Source organism: Rothia sp. CCM 9416 (genome assembly GCF_048513535.1).
Taxonomy (GTDB): Bacteria; Actinomycetota; Actinomycetes; order Actinomycetales; family Micrococcaceae; genus Rothia.
Map to the genome: position 1 here is coordinate 63,767 of NZ_JBLXXR010000010.1, position 12,395 is coordinate 76,161.

The 12,395-nt window shown below is 55.4% G+C and carries 10 protein-coding genes and 1 pseudogene; 5 read left to right on the forward strand and 6 right to left on the reverse strand.

Features of this window, described 5'->3' with window-relative positions; genetic code table 11:
- Positions 1-4: 4 nt before the first annotated feature.
- Positions 5-910 carry a type I methionyl aminopeptidase gene (gene map / locus ACN080_RS05700; RefSeq protein ID WP_419112452.1) on the reverse strand — a complete coding sequence of 302 codons (906 nt, stop codon included), beginning with the start codon at positions 908-910 and terminating at the stop codon, positions 5-7.
- A 266-nt stretch (positions 911-1,176) separates the two neighbouring features.
- Here map and ACN080_RS05705 point away from each other — a divergent pair, with 266 nt between their 5' ends.
- On the forward strand, positions 1,177-1,383 hold the full coding sequence (locus tag ACN080_RS05705; protein WP_419100079.1) for an SPOR domain-containing protein: 207 nt from the start codon (positions 1,177-1,179) through the stop codon (positions 1,381-1,383).
- Positions 1,384-1,440: 57 nt separating this feature from the next.
- Here ACN080_RS05705 and panB read toward each other — a convergent pair whose 3' ends face one another.
- Complete coding sequence (panB, locus tag ACN080_RS05710) at positions 1,441-2,331, reverse strand: 3-methyl-2-oxobutanoate hydroxymethyltransferase (RefSeq protein ID WP_419113265.1); 891 nt, start codon at positions 2,329-2,331, stop codon at positions 1,441-1,443.
- A 217-nt stretch (positions 2,332-2,548) separates the two neighbouring features.
- Between panB and glnA (ACN080_RS05715) the strand changes: the two genes are divergently transcribed.
- Positions 2,549-3,892, forward strand: a complete 1,344-nt coding sequence (gene glnA, locus ACN080_RS05715; protein WP_419100081.1) for a type I glutamate--ammonia ligase — start codon at positions 2,549-2,551, stop codon at positions 3,890-3,892.
- Positions 3,893-3,981: 89 nt separating this feature from the next.
- Positions 3,982-7,155: a bifunctional [glutamine synthetase] adenylyltransferase/[glutamine synthetase]-adenylyl-L-tyrosine phosphorylase gene (locus ACN080_RS05720; protein WP_419113266.1), complete on the forward strand. Its 3,174-nt coding sequence runs from the start codon at positions 3,982-3,984 to the stop codon at positions 7,153-7,155.
- A 362-nt stretch (positions 7,156-7,517) separates the two neighbouring features.
- Here the strand turns inward: ACN080_RS05720 and budA are convergent, their stop codons facing one another.
- Positions 7,518-8,270 carry an acetolactate decarboxylase gene (gene budA, locus ACN080_RS05725; RefSeq protein WP_419113267.1) on the reverse strand — a complete coding sequence of 251 codons (753 nt, stop codon included), beginning with the start codon at positions 8,268-8,270 and terminating at the stop codon, positions 7,518-7,520.
- Positions 8,271-8,386: 116 nt separating this feature from the next.
- Positions 8,387-9,811, reverse strand: coding sequence for a type I glutamate--ammonia ligase (gene glnA, locus ACN080_RS05730; protein ID WP_419113268.1), 1,425 nt, complete (start codon positions 9,809-9,811; stop codon positions 8,387-8,389).
- Between the two features lie 281 nt (positions 9,812-10,092).
- On the opposite strand from glnA (ACN080_RS05730), the gene ACN080_RS05735 reads away from it, so the two are divergent.
- Positions 10,093-10,554: an RDD family protein gene (locus ACN080_RS05735; RefSeq protein ID WP_419100086.1), complete on the forward strand. Its 462-nt coding sequence runs from the start codon at positions 10,093-10,095 to the stop codon at positions 10,552-10,554.
- An 11-nt stretch (positions 10,555-10,565) separates the two neighbouring features.
- Positions 10,566-11,282, forward strand: a complete 717-nt coding sequence (locus ACN080_RS05740) for a DedA family protein (protein WP_419113269.1) — start codon at positions 10,566-10,568, stop codon at positions 11,280-11,282.
- Between the two features lie 58 nt (positions 11,283-11,340).
- Here ACN080_RS05740 and ACN080_RS05745 read toward each other — a convergent pair whose 3' ends face one another.
- Positions 11,341-12,078, reverse strand: coding sequence for a DUF4191 domain-containing protein (locus tag ACN080_RS05745; protein ID WP_419104268.1), 738 nt, complete (start codon positions 12,076-12,078; stop codon positions 11,341-11,343).
- Between the two features lie 159 nt (positions 12,079-12,237).
- Positions 12,238-12,395: pseudogene (locus tag ACN080_RS05750) on the reverse strand (lipoyl synthase); the annotation flags it as partial.

Genomic DNA, 12,395 nt, shown 5'->3' on the forward strand with positions numbered 1-12,395 from the left:
GAGGCTAGGGAAGAGTTAGAATGTCGATACCGTCGGCGGTAACAACCATGGTGTGCTCAAACTGGGCGGTGCGCTTGCGGTCTTTGGTGACGACAGTCCAGTCGTCATCCCACATATCCCACTCGATGGTGCCTAAAGTCAGCATGGGTTCGATTGTGAAAATCATGCCTTCTTCGATAAGGGTGTTGTATGCGGGGGCGGCATCGTAGTGGGGAATGATTAGGCCAGAATGGAACTCACGGCCCACACCGTGGCCTGTAAAGTCCCGGACTACACCGTAGCCAAAGCGGGCTGCGTATTTCTCAATCACTCGCCCAATAACATTGATTTCTCGTCCCGGGCGGACAGCCTTCATGGCACGGTTGAGGGCCTCTTCGGTGCGTTCAACAAGCAGACGCGATTCTTCATCAACATTTCCGACCAAGAGTGTACGGTTGGTGTCGCCGTGCATGCCATCGAGGTAAGCGGTGACATCGAGGTTTAGGATGTCTCCGTCTTCAAGAACGGTTGAATCGGGGATTCCGTGGCAGATGACCTCATTTAATGAGGTGCAGACACTCTTGGTGTAACCACGGTAGTCAACGGTTGAGGGGTAGGCACCGTGGTCGCAGATATACTCGTGCACTAAAACATCGATGTGGTCTGTGGTCGTGCCGGGAACAGCAATTTTTTCGGCTTCCACGATTGCCCCGGCGGCAATCTTGCCAGCGGCTCGCACCCGCTCAATTTCTTCGGGCGTGTAGAAGTTGGAACCTTTACCTTCATCGGCTTCAGGCTTGCCTACATATTCAGGGCGTTCAATGCCTGCCGGTACCGAGCGCATGGGGGTAACTGTGCCGGGCACCAGGCAACCAAGAGGTGCTTTGCCGGGCTGAGCGGGAAGATTATGGCTAGAAGAATTTGTCGACATGTTATAAATCGTAGTCCCTCTCCTGATACTCGATGGGGTCTGATGGGTGCCAGGCAAGGAAACTTTTGCCACACTAGGTCGCGTCCAAGCTTTTCTCTTCACTCTTGGAGGGTTTACTGGCATTCCTTGCTTTCTCTTAAACCGCTTTGGTGGCTTACTCCATGGTGTCTCAAAGAAGTGTGACTCTTGCCAAGGGGCCAGGGCCTTCATAGGATGGTTGGGAAGCAGAACGATGCTCTCGTCTGTCACTATATGTAGAGGAAGACATGTCACTTGAGAATGTAACACCTGGTCCCCATGCCACGGAGTTTTACTACAATCTGCGTACCGGGCAAGTAGAAGAGGGCCAGCAGTCAAAAATCACTGAGCTGTGGGGTCCCTTTGCTACACGCGAAGAAGCCGAGCACGCTATGGAAACAGCTAAAAAACGTAACGAAGCCTGGGATGAAGGCAAAAATTCTTGGGGCAAGTAAAACCATAAAAGTCGGGGCCGGTAGCCTGTGCTACCGGCCCCTACACTTTAAGTGAAATCACTGGTCGAATCTGTGCTCGGGTGCGGGATAGGCCCCTGAGCGTACGTCCTGGCGGTAGGCCTGGGCGCCTTCCAACAGAGTGTCGTACAGGTTGGCGTACTGCTTAACAAACCGAGCCATCTTGCCCTGGCGTAGCCCGAAAGCATCCTGCCAGACCAGAACCTGACCTGTTACATCAGATCCTGCACCGATGCCGATGACCGGAATATGGACTGCGCGGTCAATCTGTGCCGCTATGTCTGACCGCGTCATCTCAATAAGTAAGCAGAAGGCACCGGCCTCAGTAAGCGCAAGCGCGCTCTCTATGAGCGCTTCTCCGCTATCACCACGCCCCTGCACTCGATAGCCACCCAGGGCATGCTCAGACTGGGGCGTAAAACCGATGTGCGCCATGACAGGGATACCCGCCGCAACCAGGGCCTTAACATGCTCGGTGTGATAGCTAGTTGCCTCCATCTTGATGGCGTGCGCACCGCCCTCTTTCATAAAACGCACTGCGCTAGCAACCGCCTGCTGCGGTGACTGTTCATAGGAGCCAAAGGGCAAATCAGCTACCACCAGGGAGCGCTGGGCGGCTGACGACACAGCCTTCACCAGTGGGAGCATTTCATCAACAGTGATTGTGAGCGTGGAATCATGCCCCAGGACGTTACTGCCAGCGGAGTCTCCCACCAGCAAAACCTCAATACCGGCGCGGTCAAAGATAGTAGCGGTGAGCGTATCGTAGCTGGTGAGCATAGCGAACTTTTCACCAGCCTCTTTGGCCTGGCGCAGGTGAACAGTCCGCACCTTTTTAACATCGAGGACACTACCTGCTGAATTCTGCTGAGCAGATGCGGCCGGGGCGGAAGCCTGTGAGCCGTAGGGAGAACTTTCTTCGTTGAGCATACCCCTAACTTTAGTGGGCAGGCTCGACCGCGCAAACGACCTGAGGGCGCATATTCTCAGTCGGTGAAAGAAATGTTTAAAACTGGTTACGGTTCCTTAGTTTGTGCGCGTGCCAGGTAGGCAGAGGGAAACACAAAGTTCTAGAGTTGGAAGGTAGCGAATAAGAACCTGCCCACCGGGGTGCAGGTAGCGCTAGCGACACGAACGGATAGGTTACATGGATCGTCAGCAAGAGTTTGTTCTGCGCACTATTGAGGAACGCAACGTGCGTTTCGTTCGTCTTTGGTTCACCGATGTTGTAGGCCAGCTCAAGTCGGTGGCGATTGCCCCGGCTGAGGTTGAGAGTGCTTTTGACGAGGGAATCGGCTTTGACGGTTCATCCATTGAGGGCCTTTCCCGTGTCTACGAGTCAGACATGCTCTTACAGCCTGACCCCTCAACCTTCCAGGTGCTGCCCTGGCGCGGTGACGACGAACCCACCTCACGCATGTTCTGCGACATTCTCACCCCCGACGGCGAACCCAGTGCTTCGGACACCCGCGGTGTCCTTAAGAAAATTCTTTCCAAAGCCGCAGGCATGGGCTTTACCTGCTACACCTCCCCGGAAATCGAATTCTACCTTCTCAAATCCAAGGAACTGGGACCCAATGGCTTCCCCGAGCCTGTGGACTCTGAAAGCTACTTCGACCACACCCCCGGGGGAGTCGTGCAGGACTTCCGCCGCAAAGCGGTCAGCACCCTTGAAGAAATTGGGATTTCAGTAGAGTTCTCCCACCACGAGACCGGGCCGGGGCAGAATGAAATTGATTTGCGCCATGCCGATGCTCTGCAAACCGCAGATAACATCATGAGTTTCCGCACCGTCATCAAGGAAGTCGCCCTGTCCCAGGGTATCTATGCGACCTTCATGCCCAAGCCTTTTACCGAACACGCCGGTAGCGGCATGCACACCCACTTCTCCCTGTTTGAAGGTGATACCAACGCTTTCTTTGAGGCAGGAGCCGAGTACCAGCTTTCACGCACCGCCAAGCACTTCATCGCCGGTGTCTTGCAGCATGCACCCGAATTCACCTCGGTCACCAACCAATTCGTCAACTCCTACAAGAGGCTGTGGGGCGGCGGTGAAGCACCCTCCTATGTCTCTTGGGGCCATAACAACCGCTCGGCCCTGGTCCGTGTGCCGCTCTACAAGCCCAACAAGATGCAGTCAGCCCGTATGGAATACCGCGGTATCGACTCGGCGACCAACCCCTACCTGGCCTACGCCGTTATCCTGGCGGCTGGCCTGAAGGGAATCGAGAACGAGTACGAGCTACCCTCGGCAGCGGTTACGGAAGATATCTCCGCAATGACCAGCGCGGAGCGCCGTGCCATGGGCTACCACGCCTTGCCCTCATCTCTTTACGATGCAATCCACCGCACCGAAGAATCAGAATTTATGGCCGAAACACTGGGCGAGCAGGTTTTTGAGCAGTTCCTGCGTAACAAGCGCCGTGACTGGAACGCTTTCCGTGCCGAAGTAACCCCCTACGAGCTCAAGACCAGCCTCGGTATCCTCTAACAAGGCTGTGCAGGCGTAGCCCCTACTAGGGCGCTACGCCTGCCTTGTTGTATCTAGCAGAACCCCAACAGCCCAAGGAGCAAGACACGGTGACAGCCCCAAAAACTACCTCAGCGCACCCCGATGACGCTACCCGCCGCGCAGAAGAAGAACGCAAGGCACATGTGCGCCTCATCAGTGAGATGGCAGCACTGGGTTTCTACGATGCTGCCAAGAGCGCTCGCTGGCTGGATTCACCCGAACTGGCAAGGGTCGACCGTAATAAACTTTTTGAGGGTCTGAGGTTGGCACCTTCACCTGACATTGCTCTGCCTGCGCTGGTGAGGCTGATTGAGAGAGCGCCGAAGGTAGCAGAACTTGCAGGGCGAGGTGCTGATGCCCCCGCTCTCTACCGCTTACTTGGCGGCTCAGAAGCACTGGGGGAGTTTCTTGTCCGACGCCCAGAGCACACAGACCTGCTAGAGATTGAGGATAAGCAGCTAGCCTATGAAGATTTCCCCCGGTCGCTGCTACCGGAAACTGATAATGAGTTCCTGACCCCCATTGCCCCGCTTGACACCGTGTACCGGGCGGACCTGCTCAAGGCCGTAGGAGCGGACCCTGATTCTGATACACCCAAAGCAAGCTTGACGGGAAAAGAGGCTTACACCGCGCTTCGCGTAGCCTACCGCCGGCACATCACCGAGCTAGCTATCCACGACCTCACCAGCTACGCGCCGGTCAAATTTATGCCTACTGTGGGGCATGTCTTAGCTGACCTGGCAGCGGGCGCTCTTGAAGCAGCACTGGCCGTTGCTCGCGCCGAGGTTTCGGCAGCGCGAGGAGAGGACACTGTTGCCGCAGTTGAACTGGCGATCATCGGTATGGGTAAGTGTGGTGCACGGGAACTCAACTACATCTCGGATGTTGATGTGGTCTATGCAGTGGCACACGCACCGCTTTCAGACCTTCCAGAGGGATTCACCCCCCTAGATGAGAACACCCTGACACAGGTGGGCCTTGAGCTCGTTCAGGCTCTATCCAAAGCAATTATGGCACCAGCGCCAGAACCGGCCCTATGGGAGGTCGACGCCAACCTCCGCCCCGAGGGTAAAGACGGGGCGCTTGTCCGTACCGTAGAGTCCTATACCAGCTACTACAAACGGTGGGCGGATAACTGGGAATTCCAGGCCCTCCTGAAAGCCCGCCCCATAGCGGGCAACCCTGCCCTGGGGGTACGGTGGGCGAGGGCTATGCGCCCCTTCGTCTGGGAGTCAGCGGCCAGGGACTCCTTCGTGGAATCCGTCCAGGCCATGAGACACAGGGTGACAGATAATATCCCTGCCGCTGAAGTTGACCGTCAGATTAAGCTTGGCCCCGGAGGGCTGCGCGACGTAGAGTTCACGGTTCAACTACTCCAGCTAGTCCACGGTCGAACCGATGAGAGCGTCCGAACTCAGACAACCACCGACTCTCTGAGTGCACTAGCAAAGGCCAGCTACATCAGCCGCAAAGATGCCCTTGACTTCGCCGAAAACTATGCCACCCTCCGGGTCATGGAACACCGTATTCAGCTGCTCTATATGCGCCGGACCCACCTCATGCCCGCCAAAGAAAAGGACCGACGCACCCTAGCTAGGGGTATGAGCTCGCCACTAGCCCCCAACCAGCTGACCGAAGCCGACATGCTCAAACAGTGGGCAAAAATCAAACGGGTGGTTAAGCTACTCCACGAAAGGCTCTTCTTCCGTCCGCTTCTTGCCGCGGTGGCTCACCTATCCAAGGACGAGGTAGCCCTCAGCCCCCAAGCCGCACAAGACCGTTTGGCAGCCCTGGGCTACAAGGACCCCCGCCGCGCTATGGGGCACATCGAGGCCCTGACCAAAGGCCTACGCCGCTCTGCCGAAATTCAGCGAACGCTCATGCCGGTACTCTTGGGGTGGTTCGCCAAGGGAGTAGACCCCGATGCTGGCCTACTGGGTTTCCGCCGTATCAGTGAGTCCCTTGGCGGTACCCCCTGGTATCTGCGTATGCTCCGAGACTCACCCGCCGCAGCAGAGCGTCTATGTACCCTACTCTCCAGCTCACGCTTTATCACTGACCTACTGGAAGATACCCCCGAACCCATTGCTTGGCTTGACCGAGACGAGGACCTCAAACCGCGAGACACCGAGGTCATCATTGGTGAACTACGCTCCCAGCTCACCCGGCACACCGACCCCCTGGATGCCATCCGTGCCGTCCGCATGGCACGACGCCGTGAAATCCTCCGGTTATCTATGGGTGAAGCGCTAGGACTGACCACCACTGAGGAAGTCGCACACGGTCTGTCCGACATCGATCGAGGGGCTATCCAGTCAGCGCTCGCTATTGCCGAACGCGAACTCTATGCTGAGGGCCGAGAACCGCTCACCCATGTAGCAGTTATCGCAATGGGCCGTCAAGGCGGGGCCGAAATTGGCTACGGCTCAGACTCAGACCTCATGTACGTTCATATTCCGCGCCCAGGAGCAGACGAACGTGAAGCCCAAGCAGAAGCCACCGAACTCATTAACCGCATGGTTCAGCTCCTCAAACAGCCGACCAAGCCGCCGATTCGTGCCGAGAAAGTGCTCGAGATTGACGCCGACTTGCGACCAGAGGGCAAGCAGGGGGCTATGGTGCGTTCGCTGGACTCTTTCCGGGAGTACTACGAACGTTGGGCCGATACCTGGGAGTTCCAGGCTCTACTGCGTGCCCGCCCCTTTGCTGGTTCTGAGACGGTGGGTAAGGCTTTTGTAGAGCTGATTGCTCCTTACCGTTACCCGTCTACTTTTGGGGCTGCACAGGTGACTGAGATTCGGCGTATGAAAGCGCGTGTGGAAACTGAACGTATGCCTCGTGGAGCCGATAAAACACGCCAGCTCAAACTGGGCAGGGGTGGTCTAACCGATGTTGAGTGGCTGGTTCAGCTCCTTCAGCTTCAGCACGCGCACCGGGTTCAGGGTATGCAAACGACCTCAACCTTGGGGGCTTTGTCCGCTGCGGTTGAAGCCGGAATTGTTGAGCAGGACGATGCTCAGCTTCTGAGTTCGGCCTGGAGACTTGCCTCGAAGATCCGTGGTTTGAATGTTTTGAGGACGGGCCGGGCTTCAGATACTTTAACGACAACACGATCTGATCTTGAGGCCATTGCGCGTTGGTGCGGCTATGAACCGAACTCGGCACGCTTACTCGAAGATGACTACCTGCGTATCACCCGTCAGGCTCGGGCTGTCTATGAGAAGCTGTTCTACCCGGCCTAGATATCACGAGAAAAGAGAAGATAATGACTGAGCACAATGGAGTGGCTACTGTACGCATTGACCGTCTTGACTCTATGGATGACCGCGTTTTGCGCGCCGGATGGCCGACTGGCAGGCTACACCTTAATGTACCGGCTTCAGGGAAGCGAAACGGTTGAGCAGGATGATGGGCGACTACCGAGGCAAGGGACTGGGCCTTGCTCTCAAGATAGCCAACCACCGTCAGCTTGAGCCTAAGGGCACCGATTTTACGGGGCTGGTGGAGTTGGGTTGATCGCAATAACCTTGCAATGCGAGCTATCAACCAGCAACTGGGCTATCAAAGCCTGGAGCTATGCCAGATAGTCGAGAAGCAGGGGTAGCTAGTGCTGCTCTGCCTTCGAGATTTGGTCTGCCAAATCTTCGGGGGAGAGATCTGCATTTGAGAAAGCCTCGTTGAGCGGCAGGTGCAGGCGGAGCCCGGTGCCCGGGCAGATTTCTACATGCGCACTGCGGAGTTTGAAGTCTACAAGGTGCCCACCTTTATCTCGGTTGTCACTGATGAAGTGCGCGTGGCACCCGGGCACGCCGATACCCTGCTCGTAAATAGGGGTGCGGAACCCAACAATAGTGCCAGTGACATCGTCAAACTGGACGATATCTTCGCCTTCTACCGCATCAATCATCTTGGGGTAGGGTTTGGACTGCTTTTTGACGGTTCGGGTGCGTACCCACTCAAAGTCGCCCACAATTTTGATGGCATACATGTAGTTATCTGAGAGGGTGAAATCATCGAGCACCTGGGAGGCACTTTGCCGAAGTAGGTTTCGGGGTAGTTCGCGCTTAATTGCCGGGACAAAGTTAGTAATCACGGCAAAAGGCGTCTTCTGGTCAAGGTCAGCTAAGGAGACAGAACCGTCAAAGCGCACCTGGTAGCAGGTTCCATCGAGCACGACCATCTCACCATCGAGACCGTCAAAGGTTCCGACCCCAAAGTTTCCGTGCCCCAGGAGCTCACCGATTGTCATATCGCCGTCGTAGATACCGTCTAAAAGCTGGCTCATGAGGCCGGTCTGGAAGACTTCGTTCCGGTAGATGGTGCTACGTCCTTCAAGAATTGAACTCTGCTTGCTCACGTTTTTCATCTCTTCTGAACTTATGGGTCTTTACACTCAAAAGCCGCGCCCCCCACCCACAGAATCTGTGGATGTGGGAGCGCGACCCTGGGCTTATGGCACCAGTTTACGGCAGATTAGACACCGTAGTACAGCTGGTACTCCAGCGGGTGCGGCACCAGTGAGAGGGGCTCCAGCTCCTTGGTGCGCTTATAGTCAATCCATGCCTGGATGAGGTCCTCGGTGAAAACATCGCCAGCGAGCAGGAAGTCGTGGTCTGCTTCAAGAGCGGCCAGGGCTTCTTCGAGGTTGGCCGGAGCCTTCTTGATATCTGCTGCTTCTTCAGCGGGCAGCTCGTAGAGGTCCTTGTCAATCGGTGCTGGGGGTTCAATGCGGTTGCGGATACCGTCTAGACCAGCCATGAGCTGGGCAGCGAAAGCCAGGTAGGGGTTTGAAGAGGGGTCCGGTGCACGGAACTCTAGACGCTTGGCCTTGGGGTTTGAACCGGTGATGGGGATGCGGATACCGGCTGAACGGTTACCCTGCGAGTAGACCATGTTCACGGGTGCTTCGTAACCGGGAACCAGGCGCTTGTAGGAGTTTACGGTGGGGTTGGTGAAAGCCAGAACTGATGAGGAGTGCTCAATCAGACCACCGATGTACCAGCGGGCAAGGTCGGAGAGGCCAGCGTAGCCACGCTCATCGTAGAAGAGGGGCTCGCCGTCGAGCCAGAGTGACTGGTGGCAGTGCATACCTGAACCATTGTCACCGAAGACGGGCTTGGGCATGAAGGTGACGGTCTTGCCCCAGGCATCGGCGGTGTTCTTGATGACGTACTTAAACTTGAGCAGGTCATCTGCAGCCTGGGTCAGGGTGGAGAACTTGTAGTTGATTTCTGCCTGGCCGGGTGCGCCAACCTCGTGGTGAGAACGCTCGACTTCGAGACCAACTTCATCGAGGGCTACGCACATGGCATCGCGTAGGTCGGCCTGCTTATCGACCGGAGAGACAGGGAAATAGCCGCCCTTGGTCAGTGTCTTGTTACCCAGATTACCGCCATCTTCGGTCCTAGCTGAGTTCCAGGGAGCTTCATCGGAGTCGATCTTGAAGGAAACAGACTGGGGGGTCACCTCGTGCTGGACGTTCTCGAAGACGAAGAATTCAGCTTCTGAGGCGAAGAAAGCGGTATCGGCAATACCTGTTGACTTGAGGTATTCTTCAGCACGCTCAGCAACACCTCGGGGGTCACGGTGATAGGGCTCTCCGGTGCGTGGGTTGACAATGGAGCCGGTGATGATCAGGGTCTTCTCAAGACGGAAGGGATCAACATAGGCACTGGCTACATCGGGAATGAGCTGCATATCGGACTCAGCGATACCCTGAAAGCCCCGAATAGAGGACCCATCAAACATCTGGCCTACTGTGAAGAAATCTTCATCAATGGATTTTGCGGGCATGTTGAAGTGCTGCTGGACACCGGGAAGGTCGGTGAAGCGGATGTCAACAAACTTGACGTCTTCCTTGGTGATGAAGTCTAGGACTTCCTGTGAGGTTGTGAACATAATTGGGTGTTCTCCTTGAGATATATCGACCCCGGGGCCCCATGGGTGGGCACCTGGATGTTGTATCTAGCCTAGAGCTAGTTTTTTGCCCTCAAGTGTCGCCTTTGTTTCGCTTGTGTAACAGCCTGAGCACCAAGTTGCAGGCGTGTTAAGGGGTCCTGCAGCTGGCTAAGCTCTCTTTCATTCTAGGAAAGCGGTCAGTGCTCTTGGGTGACCGTGGTATCTCATAGATGACTTTTCTGGGTAGGGGAGTTGCTCTTAAGCCGGTAAGGTTAGATGTTGTGGTATCAAGAAAAGATTTAGGTTCATGGCTTGACGGTGCCCCCACCCATATGGATTACCCGGGGCAGGATATGGGGCGCCCCCGTTCTGGCAGGGGAGCAATTGCCCGCCCTTTGAGCCGCTTGATTGCGTTTTGTATGGATTGGTACCTCATTAAAGGTATTTTCTTCCTCCTGGGGAAGTTTGTTTTCCCCGGTGCGAACCTAGCCTCTCTCGATATTGCCCAGCTCATTTTTTTCTGGCTTTACATGGTTTCTGCCGTTGGTTTCATGGGGCATAGCATAGGTCATTTTGTCATGGGAATGCAGGTTCAGAGCCTTGACGGTAAACCTGCCGGGTGGCTCTCTGCTCTCGTCCGCCAGAGCATGGTGATGCTGGTTCTTCCTGTCCTGATCATGGACGCTGACCAACGGGGGCTTCACGACCGTGCACGTCATACCATTTTGGTTCTTATCCGTTAAGAGGTTCTGAGATGTCAGATAGTTTAAATTCAGAAGAAAATTCCAGATCCATGTCTGACCAGCAACGGTCTTTGCCCTCTTTTCTGACCAATCCCGGCAGAACAGACAAGATCCTTCTAGGCATGCTGGGTTTTATGACGCTTTTTTGGATGGCTTTCATTCCTATGAAGGCCTTCCTACTGGTGGAACATCCTTGGGTTCTAGCCTTAGTGACAGGTTCTGGTTTCGGAACTCTTAGTGCAGTAGCACAGAGCCCAGGACAATACCTGCAGTGGGCTGTGCTCATCGCTTTAGTTGCTCTAAGCCACATTAAGTTTTTAGCTGTATATTTTTTGATCGGTAAGCACTGGGGTCAAGAATTTATTACCTGGGTTTTTTCCAACAGAACCCCCCTCTGGTATCGGGCTTTGGAAGGCTTTGTCCAACGACACCTCTGGATCAGCCTGTTCTTGTGTTTCATTCCTTTTTCGCCGGTTCCAGCTACTTTAATGGTAGCCATTGCAGGAATCCGCAGGGTCAGAGGCTGGACGGTAGGCATATACCTTTACGGTTTGGCCTTGCTTAACAAGAGTTTCTACCTTTACCTTGGTGCTCATTTTGGTGAAAATATCCAACCAACCCTCAAAATTATTGATCGCTACATGATGCAGATAACCCTGGCGCTGTTGCTCTATGTCTTTGTGGTCAACTGGTGGAAGGGCTCCAAGAAGCAGAAAGAAGGTCGGTAGGTACGGTAAAGGCCGGGTTCTTAAAGAACCCGGCCTTTATATATCAAGCCAAATGGTACTAGCGCATGCCCTTACGGCTGGGGCGCATACGCAGGGGATCAACGCCCTTGGGGATCGCACTGAGCATATTGTTGTGCTTGGAGATGGAATCAATGCGGTTAGAAACCTGGTGCATCTCCTGCTGAGTCAGGTGCTTGGGTAGCTTGTTCATTGCCTTAGTGACCTGCTTGAGCTCTACCTGACCCTCCGCGGTACCTGTGTTGATAACGTGAACGGGTACGGTAGGAACAATCTTCTTATAGCGGAGCTTTTCCTTCTGAACCAGGCCGTTGACGCGGTTAGTGGGGCCCTCGGTCACCAGAACGATGCCGGGGCGTCCAATAGCGCGGAAGACAACATCCTGTGACTTATTCACTGCAACGGGCTGCTGCTCAAAAATCCAGCCGCGGCGCAGGGTTGAGAGAGCAGCGCCTGCGCGGCCGGGGCGGTCCTCAAGCTGAGCAAAGGCGGCCTTTTCTGCGCGGCGAGAAAGAACAATCACTGCGAAGAGGATGCCGAAAGGAATACCGATCAGAAGGAAAGTAATCCAGTTCTTCAGCAGAATACCGATGAGCAGGAAAACAAGGACGGTTGCACAGAAAACCAGCGCCAAAATCCAGGGGATATTGGGGTCTTGTTGGCGGGTCACACCATAGACCTGCTTCATCTGGGCAAACATGCCGGGGCCACGCTTAGCGCGGCGCTCTGCGCCTGCCTTTTTCTTTTCTTCGCGGGTGTTGCCACGAGATTCAGCCACTGTGTATCCTTCGTGAGTCGAGAACCGGGCGCCCTAGCTATCTAAGTGATAAGAGCGCCGTAACTTACCCATTCTATACGGCAGGTGCCCGCCGATAAAGCCGGCAGGCACCCAAATGGGATGATAAAGCTAACGGTTGGGGAGACCCTGAAGCCTGGTTTACGCGCCAGCTGCTACCAGTGAGCTTGCTTCTTGCATGGCAAAGCCTTCATCGTCGATGTGCGAGAGGTGCTCAGGTATCTGGCGGCCGTGCTTCTTCATGGCGCGGGCCCAGAGCTTACCGGCACGGTAGGAGGAACGAACCATGGGCCCAGCCA